The following is an 18983-nucleotide window of genomic DNA, read 5'->3' on the forward strand; positions in this document are numbered from 1 at the left end:
TACCGGGTGTCTTTTTTCTAGATTCGATCACATAATGTCTGGAATGCTAATGACAAGGGGAATAAACAGTTTTTGATCGATTGTAAATCCCACTATTCCGATTTATAATAAATTTATTACATACTAAGAGGACACGGGGGCTAGAGCGATGCGTCGTAATTTGACTGGTGTATTGGTATTAATTGTATTAATGTTGGTTGTAAGTGCATGCTCCGGCGGGAATTCTGGATCTACGTCTGAGACGAATGGGAATACGCCCGATACAGCTACCACAACAGCTGATAACGGACAGCCTAAAGATGGCGGCAGCCTGATCATTGGCGTACAAGCTGATCCGGTGGTGCTGAATCCGAACTATGCGGGTGACCGGGTAAGTCTGACGATAGACCAGGCGATATTCGCACCATTGTTTCAAGTGAACAATGGCAAAAAGACATTTTATTTGGCAGACAGTCTGACTCCTTCAGCAGACAAGCTGACTTATACACTAAAACTGAAAAAAGATCTGACTTGGCATGATGGCGAGAAGCTGACAGCTGACGATGTCGTTTTCACCATTAACAAAATTTTGGACGAGAAGCAGCACAGCTTTTTGAGAAGTAATTTTATGGTTAATGGCAAACCGGTACAGGCGAGCAAGGTTGATGATACAACGGTCGATTTTAAGCTTCCTCAGCCAGCTCCTGCTTTTGAGGCAGCACTGGTACAGGTATCCCCGATTCCGAAGCACATTTTCGAGAATGAAGCGGATATTGAGAAAAGCACGAAAAACAACTCTCCGATTGGATCAGGTCCTTTCAAATTTAAAGAGTACAAAACTGGTGAGTACGTTACACTCGAACGGTTCGATAACTATGTTGGCGGCAAGCCGCATCTGGATTCAGTAACATACCGGATTGTTAAAGATTCGAATGCTGCGAATTTGGCCCTTCAAAATGGTGAGATCAATGTAAACTATCTCGATCCACAAAATGTAGAGACCATTAAGGCAACAGATAAGTTTGACATTTTCCCTTACAGCGAAGGTCGCTTGGCTTATCTGATGTTTAATGAAAACAGTGATACGAAGCAGTTGAACAAAAAAGAAGTGCGTCAGGCGCTTTCTTATGCATTGAATCAGGATGAATTGATTCAGGTATCCTATGGCTCCAAGGATTATGCAGATACTGCGAAATCTGCTCTGACACAGGATGTACTGTATCACACGAACGACGTTGCATTTTTCAATAATGATGTGAACAAGGCGAAGGAGCTGCTGAAATCGGCTGGAGCTGAAGGACTGAAGCTGCGCATTATCATTCCGGGCGGCAACAAGGTACAGGAAGCACAAGCGCTCTATATCCAGCAGAAGTTAAAGGACATAGGCGTTCAGCTGGACGTGAACAGCATGGATTCCTCGGCATGGTCGCAAAAGTTCGTCGATACGAATGCCAAGGACTTCGATCTGGCGATCAGCGGCTATATCATGGGGTATGACCCTGACGCGTATCGTATTTTGTATAGCACCGGATCGTCCTCCAATTATTCGCATTATTCAAATAAAGAAGTGGATAAGCTGCTGGAAGAGGGCGCGGGTGAGTCGGATACGACTAAACGTGGAGAAATTTATAAAAAGGTACAAGAGCTGCTGGCTGAGGATGCTGTCATCTACCCGATTGCTTACACCAAGACTATTGTAGCCTTCGACAAGCAGTATGGCGGTATTGATCAGGCTGTGTTGAAGCCGGTCGTGATTTTCGAGGATTTGTCCAAAATTTATCACAAATAAGACAGGGTTTTCAAAAATAAGCTGGGCTAACCAGCTTATTTTTTTCGAAAACAGCAAGGGGAAGGGAAACGTATGAGACAACTCATCGCCAGAAGGTTGCTGCAAGTTATACCGATGCTATTTTTTGTGTCCATCGTCTGCTTCGGCTTGATCAAGCTGGCTCCAGGTGATCCGGTTCTCTCTTTTGTTACACCGAATATGCATCTGGAAGACATTGAACGAATGAGGCATAGCTTGGGGCTGGACCAGCCCGCTTATGTGCAGTACATATTATGGCTTAAAAAGAGCCTAACGGGTGATCTCGGCTACTCGCTAATTAATCACCAGCCTGTGCTGGATCAGATTCTCGATCGTCTACCGGCTACAGCCGGGTTAATGGGCGCATCTATCATACTGGCTGTGCTGATTGCAATTCCACTCGGTTTGACGGCTGCGGCTAATCGGAATCGCTGGATCGACAAGCTCATTAATCTGATGTCGTACATCGGGATTTCTGTTCCGCTGTTTTGGCTCGGTATTTTACTTATTTATTTGTTTGCGATTTATCTGCACTGGCTTCCGAGTACAGGGATGCGTACCATCGGTACGGACTCGGTGCTGGATGTGATTAAGCATGGAATTTTACCGTGTTTTGTACTGGCTTTCGGCTTTCTGTCTGTGTATGTGAGGTACATCCGTTCCAGCACGATTACGCAGCTCAAGGAAGAGTATGTGCAGATTCAATACGCGTTCGGGTCTGGAAAAAGACTGGTTTTGTTTCGACATGTGCTCAAGCATGTGCTATTGCCCATCATTACGCTGCTCGGAATGTCGGTTGCGGACCTGGTGGCTGGAGCCATTGTGACGGAGACAGTATTTTCCTGGCCGGGCATTGGCTCGCTGGGTATGACGGCGGTGAAAGGGATGGATTATCCCGTCATCATGGGGATTACTTTATTTTCCGCTCTGCTGCTGATCCTGGGTAATCTGCTTGCAGATATCTTATACAGCATTGCGGACCCGAGAATTAAATCAACGAGGTGAATTCATGAATCGGAGCAAATGGCGCAACATCGGGATCGAGCTGATGACGAGCAAAATGGGCGCCGTCGCCCTCATACTATTGATCGTATTCTCGCTGGGGGCGATTTTCGCATTTTTATCGCCGCAGGACCCAAATAAGTTGAACGTGCTAGAGCGTCTCCAACCGCCGGGAGCGGCACACTGGTTTGGGACGGATGATTATGGGCGGGACTATTTTACAAGAGCACTGTACGGTGGACGTGTATCATTGCTGGTAGGCTTTGCGTCCATGATTATTGCGACCAGTATCGGTGCAGTGGTAGGTATTGTGAGCGGATATTTTGGAGGATGGATCGACAATCTGCTTATGCGGGTTTTGGAGCTGATCATGTCGATTCCGTCTTTCTTGGTTATTTTGCTGCTGAGTGTGTTTTTGAAGCCGGGCGTCGGCAATATCATTGTCATTATCGCCCTGCTCATGTGGATGAACATTGCCCGGGTGGTTCGTGCAGAGACAATGACGTTGCGCGAACGGGAGTATGTACTATACGCCAAAGCTTCGGGACAAAGTACGTTTGGTATTATTATGAAGCACATCGTACCGAATCTGATTCCGGTAATTATCGTAGGGGCGACGAACAATATCGCTTCAGCGATTATGATGGAATCGTCACTGAGCTTCCTCGGCTTTGGTGTTCAGCTGCCGAATGCTACGTGGGGCAGTATGCTGAATAATGCCCAAGGATATATTGCACAGGCCCCATATATGGCATTATTCCCGGGTCTACTTATTTTACTGACTGTGTTGAGCTTTAATGTTTTGGGGGATGTGCTTCGTGTAGGCTTTGAACCCAAATTAGTAAAACGATGATTCATAGCACAGATCCATTACAAATGGCTCCAGGAGCGACAGGAAGGAGCGAAAACACAATGACAGAACATCTACTGTCCGTCGAACAGCTGGAAGTCTCCTTTTTCACTCGTGAAGGGGAAAATCAGGCAGTTCGAGGGGTTAGTTTTCATATTGATGCTGGAGAAACGGTAGGAATCGTAGGAGAATCCGGCAGCGGCAAAAGTGTTACAGCGAAAGCGATCATGTCGATGATCGCCCCGCCGGGCAAGCGGCTGAGCGGCGATATCCGTTATCGGGGACAAAGTCTGACCGCTCTGACGGAAAAGCAATGGCGCAAAATACGCGGAAACCAGATTGCGATGGTCTTTCAGGACCCGATGACCTCACTGAATCCGGTCAAAAAGGTTGGCTATCACCTGGTTGAGGTGATCCGCAGACATCGAGGACTGAGCAAGGAAGCGGCTACGCAAGCAGCTGTAGAACTGCTGCGACAAGTAGGCATTACCGAGCCGGAGCGCCGAATGAACCAATACCCGCATCAATTCAGTGGCGGGATGCGCCAGCGGGTGATGATTGCCATGGCGCTCTCGTGCAGCCCGGAGCTGCTGATTGCAGATGAGCCGACTACAGCGCTGGACGTGACGATTCAGGCGCAAATCTTGGAGCTGCTCAAGACGCTGAAGCAGCAATCCGACATGTCGATTGCTCTGATCACCCATGACCTGGGCGTCGTCGCCCAGGTGTGTAGCCGTGTCATCGTCATGTACGGCGGTATGGTGATGGAGGAGGGGCGCGTGGACGATATCTTTTATCGTCCGGGCCACCCGTATACGCAGGGCCTGCTGCGTTCTGTGCCCCAGCGCACGAACGGCTTCCGCGAGCGGCTGGTGCCGATTGAGGGCACGCCGCCAGACCTGCTGAACCCGCCATCGGGCTGTCCGTTCATGGAACGGTGCCCGCATGCGTTTGCCCGCTGTGTGGAGCGGCCGCCGATGGTGGAGCTGCGCCCGGATCAGCGAGCAGCCTGCTGGTTGAACGAGCCGGACGCAGTGCCTGCTGGAGTCTACGAGATGCCCGAAGCGGGGCAAGCGGAAGGGGGGAATAACGGTGAGTGAAGCAAACGATGTATTGGGTGAGCATCAGCCCTTGGTAGAGGTACACCAGCTTAAGAAGCATTTTGTGACCGCAAAGGATTTGTTAGGGCGTAGCTCTGAGGTGCTCAAGGCGGTGGATGGCGTGAGCTTTCAAATCAATCGTGGTGAGACGTTCGGACTGGTCGGTGAGTCAGGTAGTGGGAAATCAACGGTTGGACGCTGTCTGACACGGTTATACGATTATACAGAAGGTACGGTACGCTTTGACGGTCAGGATATTTCCAAGCTGAACGACAAACAGCTCAAGCCGCTGCGTCGGCGCATTCAGAGCATTTTTCAGGACCCATATTCCTCTCTTAATCCGGGTATGAACGTGCTTGACCTGATCGGTGAGCCGATGGATATTCACAGATTGCATCAGGGGAGTGAGCGTAAGGATGCTGTAGTGGCTTTGCTTGAAAAGGTAGGGCTGAAGCGGGAGCATCTGTATCGCTACTCGCACGAGTTCAGCGGCGGGCAGCGCCAGCGGATTTCCATCGCTCGTGCTCTCTCCGTGAACCCCGAGTTCATCGTCTGTGACGAGCCGATTTCGGCACTGGATGTGTCCATCCAGGCGCAGGTCATTAACACGCTGGAGGATCTCCAGCAGGAGTTCGGGCTGACGTACCTGTTCATCGCCCATGACTTGTCGATGGTGCGGCATATTTCAGACCGAATCGGTGTGATGTACCATGGGCGACTGGTAGAAGTAGCTGATGCAGATGAGTTGTATGAGCAGCCCGCTCACCCTTATACGCAGGCGCTGCTGTCCTCCATCCCTGTGCCTGATCCGAGAGCAGTCGGAGAGCGGGAGGGACTGGAGGGGGGCTTGGCCCAACCAGACGGCTCATTAGTATGGGACAAGGATAACAACAATGCAACCGAGCTGAGAGAAATCAGTCCCGGCCATTATGTAGCATACCCGGTTAACCGTTAGGGTTAAGAGCGGTTGTACGATGTGCATGACCCAAAGGAGGTAAAAAACGATGACTGAATTGACGAAAAGAGTACGTATTTCCCAATGGGACGCACTCTTGCTGGAATCATTACGCTCTTTAGGCTGGTCCCAAGACGAATTAATCCGTCGGGTGCAGCAAAATGAGCTGCCAACGGACGGACCATCCGATTTTGATTATACAGAGCTTGTCACCGGACTGGCGTCCAAAGAGCCGGAGGTGTTTGTCAGCGCGGTAACGGACGGATATCAGATCAAGTACAATACGATCCGGGGCATCCGTTCGTGGATTGCCGTTGCGTTCGGGCGGGAGCCTGAGCTGTCACTGGAGGAAGGAAGCGAAGCTGTTACATCCGAACTGACGAAGGCTGAGTATGATCGGCTGGAGGGAGTGCTGTCGTTAGGCTGGTTCATCCAGGAAGTACGTCCCGCGGCTGGCGAGACTTCAGGATTATACCGAATTGTACCTGCTGCACAGACGAATTAAATATTGTTTATGGAGTAAAACACTTCACCGGAGATTGAAACGAGCTGACCGTAAAGGCCAGCTCGTTTTTTTAATGCAATCCTTCTTCATCTTTTTTATTCAGCATGATCAGACTATTGTGAATGACCCGTGTCATGCAGTAAAAGAAGGCCATTCTGGTGGTTTGCATGATAGCTCCCAGCAACATGGACATCGACTCCATATGGGAAAAATGTAAGATAAGAATCCGGTTAATAATCCCTTCACCAAACCAGACAAAATATAGCGGAACAATCATCTTTTGAATATAACGCGCTTTGCGCTCCAATCCGGGGTGGAGCGCAAAGTAGCTATAAATATGGGTGAATGTATTGGAGAATCCCCACAAGTTAATAAAAGGAATCATGCGAGCAATGGCTCCCACGGTACGAATCGGATAATCGGAATGCTTTTGCCGGATGGCTTTATGTACTTGAACTAGCCAGATCAGATAGGTTACAAAACACATGTAGTATAAAACAAAGCTAAAAACTGTAAATTTTTGCTCCAGCTCGTATAGATGATCGTAATAAAAATCATTTGCGTAAATATACACTAACGTAAAAATAAGGATGAGAAATTCACCCATAGTGCCCACTGCTAGTAAGGCTTGATGCACACTGCCAGCCGTCTTGGACGGGAATGCTTTGGAATCTGAATCATTCAAGATGTACTTCCTCCTAGTCTAGTTGCTTCAAATACACGATAGCATCCTCCAGTGTTTCTACGGGGATAATGCGTAGCTTGAGTCCATGCTCCTTTTGGACTCGGGCAGCTTCTGCTTCGTTGCCTTCCTCACCGTACCATTCATAATCTGCCGGTACGAAAAATAGATCAACCTTTGCGGCCTCGGCTCCCAGCAGCTTTTGCTCCAGCCCACCGACCGATCCGACCTCTCCGTATTCTTCCATCGTGCCAGAGCCTGCGATTTTGTGACGTCCTCCATCTGAAAAGTCGATGTTATTGGCTTCCTCATACAGTCCGATGCCTGTCATCAGACCCAAAGAATTTCCCGAAAGATCCTGCAAATGAGTCAATAGCTCCGCATAGCGAGCATCCTCCAATTTGCTAAGATTCGAGAACGTCGCCGTAGCCCCAGCTGTGTCGCTCTCTACGCTTAATTCCGTCGCTGCATGTACGGCTTGCATGGCAGAATATTTTAGCGTGTCCGTCTCTGTGAGGTCCTTCAAATAAGAGTCCACTTCATCAGGGGCAAGGGGTTCAAATGTAATCGCTCCCCCGGATACATTTTCACTGGAATATACATTCCAACGCTCCAGGAGATTGTTAGCAATACCCGTTTGAACAGATGCAAAAAACACGCTTCCCTGAACGCCAAGATCTTTGACCGGATGCATTTCTCCTTGCAAAATATACTGTGCAGGCATAGGCCGTGTTCCAATAAAGGCAGCGATAGCCGGGATCAGCAGCAGCGCGAAGATGAGTATACGTTCTTTGTTTATGCCAAATATCTTTTTGAGGAGATATGGATTACGGCTTGGCACCTCATTCACAACCTTTCCATCTTTTCTCATACGGATATCATCGGTTGAAATGATTAGAAAGGTTACATTTTTCACCATAAATGATCGATAAGAGTATAGCCGTATTTATATTATAGAGGTAATGAAGAGGATGATTTTGTAGATTTAGACGCTCATTTTTTATGCTATATTTTATACATAAGGAAAATTTGAGAGTTGAGGTGCAGCATGACATCAATGACTATTGTCAAATCATCCGTCACACCAGAATTAATGGCTTTTCAGGCAAGCACTGAAGATCAGGCTGAGGTTCAGGAGTTAATTTTAAAGACGGCCAGATGGCTGCACAGCAAAGGCTCCACACAATGGGGACGCTTACTAAAAGGAAAAGATGATCACAACTTGGGCGGCGCTATTGCACGCGGAGAAGTGGTTATTTTCCGAGCATCGGAGGACCATAGCCTGGCAGGCGCAGTGATCTTGCAGCAGCAGCCCAGTGCATGGGACCGTAAGTTGTGGGGACTAGACGAAACGGATTCTGAAGGAGGAACCTCAGTATATCTGCATCGTTTGGTTGTGGATCGCGATAGCACCGGGAAGGGGCTAGGCCGTGAGCTGATGCAATGGATTGAACAAGGCATCCACTTCACAGGCAAGGATCGAATCCGTTTAGACTGTATTGCGGGAAATGACAAGCTTAGCGAGTTTTACACACAATGCGGTTATACGTATATAGGCGAAACGAACGGCTATAATATTTTTGAAAAGATGCTAACAGAGATGTAGAAAAATAAAATCTGAGCTGAGCAAAGGGACGTCTAAACAGATGTCCTTTTTGTTTTTTTAAGTCGTGTCATTCTATCCCGATATACGTCTAATTCCGAATTAAAGTGTTTTATAAATAAGTTTATTCATTAATTAAAACATCATAAATGAATGTTATAGGTATATATTACGTCATATATATTGAAATTTCCTCCTGATTTGTGTTACAACTTTAAATAGACATATAGATTAATTCAGGCATGTATCTCGATAAGTGGAGGGAATGAATTTAATGCTGAAAAGAGTGTACTCATTTAACGAAGGTAAGTTGGGGATGAAAGCGCTACTAGGAGGAAAAGGCGCTAATCTCGCGGAAATGACGACACTGGGTCTCCCGATCCCTCCCGGCTTCACGGTGACCACCGAGGCGTGCCGAGCCTACTTTGCTTCAGGCGGCAAGCTTCCGGAGGGCTTATTGGGGGAGATCGTAATCGCCCTGCACGACATTGAGGAAGCGCAGTCGGCTATATTCGGAGATACGGAGCGGCCTTTGCTGGTATCTGTCCGTTCAGGCTCGGTAACCTCAATGCCCGGTATGATGGATACGATTCTGAATCTGGGTCTGAATGATGAAACCGTGCGTGGATTGGCAGAACAGTCGAGAAATGAAACCTTCGCCTATGACTGTTACCGCAGATTTATTCAAATGTTCGGCGAGGTCGTGCTAGGGATAGACTCCATCCATTTTAATCAGCTTCAGGAGCAGAGCAAGCAAACCAACGGGCGTGTCAGTGACCAAGAGGTTAGCGCAGGAGAATGGAAGGAACTGATCGCAAATTATAAAGATCTTGTCGCAGAGCGGAGTGGACAGCCGTTTCCACAGGATGTGTATCAGCAACTGCAACTGGCGGTGGAGGCTGTATTCCGCAGTTGGAACAATATGCGTGCCAAGGTTTACCGGAAGGCTTTCGGCATTCCAGATGAACAAGGAACAGCAGTGAGCATTCAGGCCATGGTGTTTGGCAATCTCGGCAACGATAGCGGAACCGGAGTGCTCTTCACCCGCAATCCCTCCACAGGTGTGAAGGAACTGTACGGTGAGTATATGGTAAATGCTCAGGGAGAGGACGTCGTGGCAGGAATAAGAACGCCTAACCCTATTCCACAACTTTTGGAAGAGCTGCCGCTAGTCTATGATCATCTGGAAGAGCTGGCCTCATTGCTGGAGTGTCATTACCGGGATATGCAGGATATCGAATTTACGATTGAAAAAGGCAATTTGTATCTGCTACAGACGCGCAGCGGCAAAAGAACGGGGCAGGCGGCTGTAAAAATAGCTGTGGATCTGGTGGAGGAAGGGATTATCAGCAAAGAGGAGGCTATCCAGCGGATCGAACCGTCCCACATGGACCAGCTGCTGCATCGCTCCATTGATACTTCCACACCGCTGGAGGCAATTACCCAAGGTTTGCCAGCCTCGCCTGGCGCAGCGAGTGGGCGTATTGTATTCGACGCGGATACGGCAGTGAACTGGACGAAGGATGGGCAAAAAGTCATCCTGGTCAGTGTGGAGACCTCACCCGATGATGTTCACGGAATCATTGCCGCCGAAGGGGTGCTGACGAGTCGAGGTGGGATGACCAGCCATGCTGCTGTGGTTGCAAGGGGCATGGGTAAACCCTGCATTTGCGGCTGTGACGCGCTGAGCATTGATCTGAGCAGTCGGAGCGTCAGTATCGGTACCCTGACCTTTCAGGAAGGGGAGGATATTTCACTCGATTCGACCACCGGACAGGTGTACCAAGGCAGTCTGTCGCTCAATGAGCCGATTATTACACCGGAGTTACTGAAGCTGCTGGAGATTGCGGACGGCATTCGGACGTTGAAGGTCTACACTAATGCGGATACGCCACTCGACGCAGTCAAAGCCCGTGAATTTGGAGCCGAAGGCATCGGGCTATGTCGGACGGAGCATATGTTTTTCTCTGGCAATCGTCTACCTATCGTTCAGGCGATGATTTTGGCCGATGATCAGGAGGAGCGGATTCTTCATTTGAATCGTCTGCTCCAAATGCAACAATTTGACTTTGAGGCTATGTTCAGTGCGATGGACGGTTTACCGATGACGATTCGCCTGCTGGACCCGCCGTTACATGAGTTCCTGCCGAATCTGGAACAGCTTCAGGAGCGACATCGGGAGCTTGTGCTTTCCGGCGGCCATGCGGAGGAGCTCCAACGTCTTAAAAGCACTATCTCCAAGGTTCATGAACTACGGGAAATTAACCCTATGCTGGGTCTGCGCGGTGTTCGGCTGGGCATTCTGTTTCCAGAGATATACGACATGCAGATTGAAGCGATCTTTAAGGCCGCGGAAGCGGCACTACGCAGGGGCGTGGATGTGAGACCGGGGATTATGATTCCGCTGGTCGGTCACTCCAATGAACTCAAGCAAATGAGGGAACTGGTTGATAAGGTAGCCGTTCAGGTGCTTAGCGAGGAATTTAAGTGGTTCAAGTATCGGGTGGGCACCATGATTGAGGTTCCAAGAGCAGCCCTGCTGGCAGATAGCGTGGCCCAGTACGCGGACTTTTTCTCCTTTGGAACCAATGATCTGACGCAAATGACCTTTGGTTACAGTCGAGATGATGCTGAAGGTAAATTCCTCGGCTCCTATATGGAAAAAAACATACTGGAAACGAACCCTTTTCAGGTGTTGGATCAGGATGGCGTAGGCAAGCTGATCGAATGGGCTGTTGTCAAAGGCAGGGCAAAAAAGCCTTTTCTGGAGACAGGTATCTGCGGCGAGCATGGCGGGGATAGTGAGTCTATTCTCTTTTGTCACCGCAGCGGACTGGACTATGTCAGTTGCTCACCGTACCGGGTGCCATTTGCCCGCATTGCCGCTGCCCAAGCAGCTTTGCTTGTCAGAGCGGAGCAACCTGAGGGAACGTTGTCCGCTTTGTAGCTTATTAGCATATTCAAGGCAGCCTTGCTTCAAAGGCTGCCTTGTTCGTTTTACAGCAACATTGATATGCAGATCTCGTCGAGAACAATAAATTTTATATAGAAATGAAAATGGGGATATCGTGTCTCGCCCTCCTACATATGATGATAGGGAAAGTTTTGTAAGCGTTTCAAAAAAAGAAGACATACAACCAAGTGAAGCTACAGGAGGCGGTTAAGGTGGACAATTACATGAGCTGGATAAAGATTGGATTTTTCCTCAGCGTTCTGTTTTTGCTTGCAGCGGCATGCAGTACCTCTCCCAAAATAAAGAACACAGACGGGCAAAAAGTGCGGCTTACGATGCTGGCTTGGGGTAATCCTGCGGAGGTGAAGGTGTATCAGCGGGCGCTGGATGCATTTGAAAAGGAAAACCCATATATCGAGGTTAAGCTGGTGCCTGTGCCGGGAGACCAATATGAGCAAAAGCTGCTGACACAGCTTCAGGAAAGTCGCGGACCGGATGTGTTTTATGCGTATGAACCGACGATTGCGCGTTTGATCGGGGCGAAGCAGGTGCAGCCTTTGGGTGAGTTTTTAAATAGTGATGCGAGTGATGTGAAGGCTGAGGATTTTCCGGAAGGATTGTGGGGACCGGCAAAGCGTGACGGGGAAATCTATGGGGTCACTCCCGACTCCAACCCGATGGTCATGTATTACAACAAAAAGGTATTTAAGGAAGCAGGCGTGAAGACGCCGCAAGAATACTATGACGAAGGCAAGTGGAACTGGGATGCTTTTGAGGAGGTTACATCCAAGCTGAAGGCAGCTGGAAAGCAGGGTTATATTGCGGAAAACTGGTGGGCTCACTGGTATTCATGGGTGTGGTCGAATGGCGGTCAGATCTTTGATGAACAAGGCAAATATGTGCTGGACCACAATGAAAAGGGCAAGGAAGCCTTCAGTTTTATGTACGATATGGTGAAAAAGGGAAATGCGGTATATCTCGGCTCGCTTCCCAAAGGGCAAGGGGCTGACGCGATGTTCATGTCCAATCAAGTCGGCATGCTGGCGGCGGGAAGATGGCTGGAGCCCTTGTTTAGTCAAAATAAAAGCCTCGACTTCGATTATATCTACTGGCCATCCAATACCGGTAAGAATGAGCCAGTCGCCATTCCGGTTGCCTATGTAGCTGTAAACAAAAATAGTCCGCATGTGCAAGAGGCCATGAAGCTGGCAGCATTCTACGTCTCTGTGAAGGGGCAGGAGGCGCGGCTGGTTGAAGGCGGAAATGCCATGGGTACACTTGCTGCGGCCGATGAGAGCATTAAGAAAAAGGCGACAATTGAGCATTCAAGCTATTTGACTGAGGGATGTAAAATAGGGCATGCTCATGGATCTGCACTGGCCTATGATGCTCAGGTGCCGGGGTTGAACTCGGATATCACGGAAACCATCGACCTGATGTTCCTGGGCAAGCAGGATGCTGCGGCAACCATTGAAAAGTTGAATCAGATCATATCCAAGGCGGTCAAGTAGGCACGGGATGGGCTGTGACCGGGGAGGAAGGTGACAAGATGCAGAAAAAGCATCAAGCGCTGTGGGGCTGCCTTTTCATTGGCCCCCAGCTTCTGGGTCTGTTAAGCTTTTGTTAAAAATTGTTTTCCAGGTTCTGATTAGTTACCCCTTAAAAAGTCAGAGTTTCGCCTTAAAAACAAGCAAGGAATTTGAGTCGCCCATGTAGAAGTTGTTGTTGTCGAGGGAAAAAAGATTCCAAATAAGTCGTCTCGTGCTACGCCGTATTATGAAGGAAACCCGTCTGAAGATGAATTGCCCGTCCCCGTCATAGAATCACATATCAAGCAATTCGGTAAAGCGCCGCAGGCTGTAGCCACCGACCATAAATTTTCAACACTTGTATCTTAACTGTACAAATGAAGGAAGTGGTATGCCGTGAAGGTCGTAATTTGTGAAGACGAATGTTATTGGCGCGATGCGTTAAAAGCGTCTATATCTCGGTGGGCTTTAAATAAAAATATAGAGCTGCAATGTGCTGATTTTTATTCGTCCCAGAAATTAATTCAATATCTTAATGCTCACATAGATATAGACGTAGTTTTGCTCGATATTTCGCTAAGTAGTGAAGAAGATATTGATGGGATGACTACAGCAAAGCATATCCGAAAAATGGGCAATCGGGTACCTATCATTTTTGTTACTGTTGATTCTGCTCGTGCTATTGACGGATATTTAGTGGAAGCAATGGGCTTCTTGAAAAAACCTATTGACGAGAAGCGACTTTCGCTATTTTTGGATAGAGTAGTGAAGCAAAAAAAACCGGAGCGAGTGTTCACTATCATAGCAGAGTCCACCATAAATAGTGTTCGTCAAAGTGATATAGTTTTTGTGGAAGTGAATAATCATACGATAATCTATCATACAACAAAAGAGGAAATCTATCTTAGAGGAACCTTAAACAAAGTGATGCAGTTATTAGGCTGTGAAAATTTTATCCAGATACATAGGTCGTATGTAATTGCAAAATCTAAAATCTACAGAGTAAAAATAACTTATCCATATTCCGTCGATATTTTTAATGGTCATGAGATTACCAATCTCCCTGTGAGCAGGAATTATATTACTAACCTGCTTGAGGTATATTCAGATGATGTATTGCAGTGAATATTATAAATACAGTATGCTTCCTTGAAGTCTTTTGAACGAAATGTAGCGTCGTACTGATACCCTTGGCGTAATCAGTCCTATCATCAGAAAGGCATGCCCAAATTAATGAAGGGTGCCGCGAAACAGCTAATTTACAGCTGGTTTGCGACACCCTCTTTTAGTTGTCCGGACGGAAATTTACTCGTATTTCATGCTGTTTACGACATCAACATACTATCTACGCCAGTCCATTGAAATTTCTTCTGTACTATTTAATAATCTAGACACAACAGAAGAAACGATTGACTCATATTCAAAACTACGAAAGGAGAATGCGAGTGATATAGACTTTTACGTTATGCATCTTAGAGATGATCATGTAGATGACTTCCTAGAACGAAGCTTACTAATTTTTTGAAAATAAGTATCTCAATCGTGAAAGGAGTACATTATGAAATTTGTCAGAAAAAGTGTTAGTTTTATTTTGGCAATACTGCTCATGTACAGTGTTTCAGTAGTTCCCTCTTTCGCGGCAAGTGAAACAACGTCGCAAGCGGCTAAGGAAGAGACGAAGAAGGCAGAAATTCAATCCATGTCCTCGATACCGTATTCTGCAATGGATACTCAAAAATTTGAAAATCTAGATGAAATATCTCCGGACGAAGCGAAAAAGATTTCCACAGATTCAACCCAGAGCAGAACCGTTAAACCGCAAAGCGCATGGGGTATCTCTGAACCTGTATTTGTAGGAGATGGCACTCTCAGTGATTCATTTGATAGCTACGCGGTTTCTCTCACTGCAAAGCAGCTATCATTCCTAAAGCTGGATTCCAGCAATCCAAATCTGTTGGCTATTCTGTACAATGTCAATGCCAACGGCTCGTTAGGCAGTTCTACTGGATGGGGTGTTAAAGCAAACGGAGGTCAAGCATACATTAATATCCCGGCAGGTAAATATGCGATTGTAATTGGTTCTGCGACAGGTGAAGAAAAAGGCAGCTATAAATTGATGTGGAATGCTTCCAATCCATCGGGTGCCTCTGCCATTATCAATTGTACAGCTGACCTTTCCAGAGTCGTATTGTATTATGATCTTTCAACGATCCGCAGCAACGGAGATAATATCTTAACGGGACTCAATTGGGAAAACCACGAAACCTGGTATACCCCAAATGGGTATTCCGCTAGAGATATGAGCATTTCAGTAGCTGAAGTAAAGGGCGTATATTTGGGGTCGTTCTCCAGTAGTGCACCCTATTCTGCTCCAAATGCATTACTGATTGAAATCAATAAGGGGTCATGGCTGTATAGTAACAGCTATTATCGTAATGTAAAAGGAGATGTAACCCATATTATGGATTACACCGATCCTTCGGGTCTTCAAACTCCGAGAACCTTTGGAACAGGGGAAGCCGATTTTTCGTATGGTCCTAATTACATCGTTATTAATTTGGACACATTCCAGGTTTGCGAGTTCTTAAGTCCATTCAATTATTTTTATACTTCAGATGGTGGCCGCACCTATTCGCTTACCAAGCTACAAAAAATATCTTAAATCGAAATCTTCATCATTGTCCAAAAGCAAATTATTGAAGGCATCACCTTGATGGGAGTTAAGGAGTAGGGGCATTCCTCTACTCCTTTTTGTATTTTTTTCGGTACTGTAGCGGGGTGTGCCCGGTAAGATGCTTGAATACACGACCAAAGTGAGCAATGCTGTCAAAGCCCGTTTTTTCAGCAATGGAGGTTACTTTCCAGCTCGTTTCTCTCAAATACGCACGAGCCTGCTGCACCCGCACATCCTGAAGATATTCTACTAAAGTAAAACCTGTTGTCTGCTTGAAAATACGGCACAAATACGTGCTGCTAATATAAAAATGCTCAGCCAGCTGATCTAGCGACAGGCTCTCGTCATAATGAGCATGCAGGTATGCAATGACCGAGTACACGCGCTGCTGCTTTTCGCTACGTTCCGGTGCAATGGTATCGGCAGTGGCCGATTGTATGCGCCGGATGCGGATAAGGAGCTGGAGTAGCAAGCTTTGGAGATATAGTTGGCGGTAGGCATGTTCTTGGTGGTATTCATCTAGCATTTGCCGGAATAGATGCTCCAGCTCGCATTGTTCTTCCGCGGAGGGGCGAAGCAGAAAGCTTTTTTCTGGCAGAAGAAGCTGGTTCTGATCGCTGGAGGGAGAGACATTCATTGACGAGGCTGCAAATTCTTCATCAAAGTTAATCAAAATCCGTTCATGGCTACCACTACCCTTGTTACTCGTACGGTGAAAATCATGTTTGCTGATCCAAATCAGATCGCCCTTCTGGAGTGCGTAAACCCGCTGATTAATGTAGTAGTAGCGCTCTCCTGCCAGCAAATAATAGATTTCGTGCGCTTGGTGGACATGGTCAGTGGACATGCTGAACGGCACCGTCCGTAGCGCTTGCTCGATGGCAAAACGGGGTGTAGCGATCATATCGATAGTCTCCTTTAATAAAAAATGCATAAGGATAATATATGTACACTTTATGGGAAAAATCATAATAAAAGCGAAGATTTCGCTCTTTCTTATACTATAAAATAAAAGCAATTCATGTAAAGGGTGTGAACCAATTGCCTAAAATCAAATATGCACTTGTGGGTACCGGAGGAAGAGCCGAATTTTTTTACGGTGAAGTTGTTACCGTTTTCAAAGATACCTCGGAGCTGATCGCGTTCTGTGACGTCAATCAGACGAGAATGGATTATGCCAATCGGCTGTTGCAGGAGAAATACGAGCATGAGCCGATTCCGACCTATAAAGCTCACGAGTTTGATCGGATGATCGCGGAGACGAAGCCAGATATCGTCATTGTCACGACCATTGACCGGGTGCATCATCGGTATATTATCCGGGCGATGGAACTGGGCTGTGATGTCATTTCCGAGAAGCCGATGACGGTGGATGAAGATAAATGCCAAGACATTTTGGATGCCATAGACCGCACGGGACGGAAACTGCGCGTCACCTTTAACTACCGCTATGCACCACACAATACGAAAATCCGTGAGGTCATCATGGACGGAACGCTCGGAGAGGTGCTGTCGGTCAATTTCGAATGGCTGCTGAATACACAGCATGGCGCGGATTATTTCCGTCGGTGGCACCGAGACAAGCGCAATAGCGGCGGTTTGCTGGTGCACAAGTCGACGCATCATTTTGATCTGATGAACTTCTGGCTTGGCTCAAAACCGGAGACGGTGTATGCGATGGGGGATCTGAAATTTTACGGACGGGAAAATGCGGAGCAGCGTGGCGTGACGGATTTTTATCAACGAGCTTACGGCAGCAAGGCAGCGGAAAATGACCCCTTTGCGCTACATCTGGACCGTAACGAACATCTAAAAAGCATGTATCTGGATGCTGAGCATGAGGATGGCTATGTGCGGGATCAAAGCGTATTTGGCGACAATATCAGCATTGAAGATACGCTGAGTGTCATGGTGAAGTATCAGAACAAGACGGTGATGAACTATTCACTGAATGCTTACATGCCTTGGGAGGGCTTTATCATCGTATTTAACGGCACGAAGGGACGGATGGAGGTTCGGGTATCCGAGCAATCTTATGTTAATTCCGGCGGCAGCAAGGCAGATGAGGGTGCGCTAAAAGAGAAGACCATCACCATCTATCCCCACTTTGCAGCACCTTATGAGGTCGAAGTGGAGGAAGGCCAGGGTGGGCATGGCGGAGGAGATCCAGTTATGCTGCGTGATATTTTTGATAAGCCAGCAGAGGATCGGTTTCATCGTGCGGCCTCACATATCGACGGTGCATGGTCCATTTTAACAGGCATCGCCGCCAACCGTTCTATGCGTACAGGTCAGCCGGTGAAGGTGGAGGAACTGGTGCGCTTGTAATAAGCAGTAAATTTAATACCGAAAAGCCCTCTCTAACTAGATGAATAGAGGGGGCTTTTGGGTTGTATTTATATATAGAATGCACCTTACATCTTACGGCACTTTATTTTATTATTTATCGGCAGTCAGTTCCCGGGTTCCCAGCTGTTGTACAGGACGATGGTTATCGGGGAAAATGGCAGCAAACTGGTTGATTTGGTCTGCGGACATTTCAATAGGCTGCTCCAGCACTGTCCAATTGACATGTTCTGTGCATGGCGGGGTAGTCAGCGATCCGTTGTAACGAACGGAGTGCAGGTCTTTTGGCAGCAGCGTAGCGAGATTTATTTCTTCATCCAGAGCTGCTTCTTGGGAAATATCTTTCGGCAGTTTGGACCAGATGCGGTTGAAAGCCTTGTTTTCTTTGCCACTTTGGATAAGGACCCCTAAGACTGCTGTGCTTCCGTTGTCGCTTTGATGGACAAAATGAAGCTCCATTTCAGCATTTTTACCATCTATTTGGTGTTCGCTCGGGTGATGAAAATGAAACTGCTTTAAAGTGAATTTAGTACCGTCCAGCACGATGTTATTGTTGGCATCGGCAACACTGATTTGCACAGTGTGCCCATTATTTAAAATGGATGCTTTCGTATTGGTGTAATGAACTTGCAGAGGTTGCTGCGTTTGCGATGCTTCAAGATGGGTATGCTCTATATTGACAGGAGATTGTTCGTGGCCGTTACCACAAGCAACAAAATCTTTTTCCAGCTCTCCCCAATGCTCGGGTCCCTCTTCTCCTGCATAGGACCAGTGTGGGCCTTTCTGAACAACTGCATGAGCGTTGTTAGCCGATGAGGATGAAGTGCTGGTGGTACTAGAAATGGCGGGCTGTGAATTGCATCCTGTTACCGACGCGACCAAGATAATGGCAAATATGCTGAACAGGCAACCTTTCCAGTTTTTTTTCATGTTTCTTTATCCTTCTTCCAAATAGAGTATGTGAAACTTTTTACATTGTAAATTATTGTACAAAGTTC

16 protein-coding genes are annotated in these 18983 nt (G+C 47.3%); 12 read left to right on the forward strand and 4 right to left on the reverse strand.

Annotated features, from left to right (window positions below; all coding sequences use genetic code 11):
* Positions 1–148: 148 nt before the first annotated feature.
* The 6 genes from ACM1ND_RS01155 to ACM1ND_RS01180 all read left to right on the forward strand — a co-directional run bounded on the left by ACM1ND_RS01155 (position 149) and on the right by ACM1ND_RS01180 (position 6198).
* A complete protein-coding gene (locus tag ACM1ND_RS01155; protein WP_023986564.1) occupies positions 149–1768 on the forward strand; it encodes an ABC transporter substrate-binding protein in 1620 nt (539 codons plus the stop codon).
* A 72-nt stretch (positions 1769–1840) separates the two neighbouring features.
* Entirely contained in the window at positions 1841–2791 is a 951-nt protein-coding gene (locus ACM1ND_RS01160) for an ABC transporter permease (protein ID WP_023986565.1), read from the forward strand.
* Between the two features lie 4 nt (positions 2792–2795).
* The gene (locus tag ACM1ND_RS01165) at positions 2796–3641 is read left to right on the forward strand and encodes an ABC transporter permease (protein ID WP_013308329.1); all 846 of its coding nucleotides are present in this window, start codon (positions 2796–2798) and stop codon (positions 3639–3641) included.
* A 59-nt stretch (positions 3642–3700) separates the two neighbouring features.
* Positions 3701–4738, forward strand: a complete 1038-nt coding sequence (locus tag ACM1ND_RS01170; protein ID WP_071559474.1) for an ABC transporter ATP-binding protein — start codon at positions 3701–3703, stop codon at positions 4736–4738.
* On the forward strand, positions 4731–5693 hold the full coding sequence (locus tag ACM1ND_RS01175) for an ABC transporter ATP-binding protein (protein WP_076265108.1): 963 nt from the start codon (positions 4731–4733) through the stop codon (positions 5691–5693). The genes ACM1ND_RS01170 and ACM1ND_RS01175 overlap by 8 nt, the downstream gene beginning before the upstream one ends.
* Before the next feature lie 49 nt (positions 5694–5742).
* Complete coding sequence (locus ACM1ND_RS01180; RefSeq protein ID WP_418026938.1) at positions 5743–6198, forward strand: hypothetical protein; 456 nt, start codon at positions 5743–5745, stop codon at positions 6196–6198.
* A gap of 70 nt (positions 6199–6268) precedes the next feature.
* Here the strand turns inward: ACM1ND_RS01180 and ACM1ND_RS01185 are convergent, their stop codons facing one another.
* Positions 6269–6883 (reverse strand): hypothetical protein, encoded by a 615-nt coding sequence (locus ACM1ND_RS01185; protein ID WP_418026939.1) that lies wholly within the window; start codon positions 6881–6883, stop codon positions 6269–6271.
* A 13-nt stretch (positions 6884–6896) separates the two neighbouring features.
* Positions 6897–7751 (reverse strand): hypothetical protein, encoded by an 855-nt coding sequence (locus ACM1ND_RS01190; protein WP_418026940.1) that lies wholly within the window; start codon positions 7749–7751, stop codon positions 6897–6899.
* 177 nt (positions 7752–7928) lie between these two features.
* On the opposite strand from ACM1ND_RS01190, the gene ACM1ND_RS01195 reads away from it, so the two are divergent.
* From ACM1ND_RS01195 to ACM1ND_RS01215, 5 genes are all read left to right on the forward strand, one after another.
* The gene (locus ACM1ND_RS01195) at positions 7929–8486 is read left to right on the forward strand and encodes a GNAT family N-acetyltransferase (protein WP_418026941.1); all 558 of its coding nucleotides are present in this window, start codon (positions 7929–7931) and stop codon (positions 8484–8486) included.
* 271 nt (positions 8487–8757) lie between these two features.
* Positions 8758–11430, forward strand: a complete 2673-nt coding sequence (gene ppdK / locus ACM1ND_RS01200) for a pyruvate, phosphate dikinase (protein WP_418026942.1) — start codon at positions 8758–8760, stop codon at positions 11428–11430.
* 218 nt (positions 11431–11648) lie between these two features.
* Entirely contained in the window at positions 11649–12947 is a 1299-nt protein-coding gene (locus ACM1ND_RS01205; RefSeq protein ID WP_418026943.1) for an ABC transporter substrate-binding protein, read from the forward strand.
* Between the two features lie 414 nt (positions 12948–13361).
* A complete protein-coding gene (locus ACM1ND_RS01210; RefSeq protein ID WP_023986584.1) occupies positions 13362–14090 on the forward strand; it encodes a LytR/AlgR family response regulator transcription factor in 729 nt (242 codons plus the stop codon).
* Between the two features lie 433 nt (positions 14091–14523).
* Complete coding sequence (locus ACM1ND_RS01215) at positions 14524–15627, forward strand: hypothetical protein (protein WP_023986585.1); 1104 nt, start codon at positions 14524–14526, stop codon at positions 15625–15627.
* A 79-nt stretch (positions 15628–15706) separates the two neighbouring features.
* On the opposite strand, the gene ACM1ND_RS01220 is transcribed toward ACM1ND_RS01215, so the two are convergent.
* Positions 15707–16543, reverse strand: a complete 837-nt coding sequence (locus ACM1ND_RS01220; protein WP_053324428.1) for a helix-turn-helix transcriptional regulator — start codon at positions 16541–16543, stop codon at positions 15707–15709.
* Between the two features lie 137 nt (positions 16544–16680).
* On the opposite strand from ACM1ND_RS01220, the gene ACM1ND_RS01225 reads away from it, so the two are divergent.
* Complete coding sequence (locus ACM1ND_RS01225) at positions 16681–17967, forward strand: Gfo/Idh/MocA family protein (RefSeq protein ID WP_028541935.1); 1287 nt, start codon at positions 16681–16683, stop codon at positions 17965–17967.
* Between the two features lie 111 nt (positions 17968–18078).
* Here ACM1ND_RS01225 and ACM1ND_RS01230 read toward each other — a convergent pair whose 3' ends face one another.
* Positions 18079–18915, reverse strand: a complete 837-nt coding sequence (locus tag ACM1ND_RS01230) for a carbonic anhydrase (RefSeq protein WP_053324430.1) — start codon at positions 18913–18915, stop codon at positions 18079–18081.
* Between the last annotated feature and the right edge of the window lie 68 nt (positions 18916–18983).

The organism is Paenibacillus sp. JJ1722 (genome assembly GCF_048282685.1).
GTDB lineage: Bacteria > Bacillota > Bacilli > Paenibacillales > Paenibacillaceae > Paenibacillus > Paenibacillus polymyxa_B.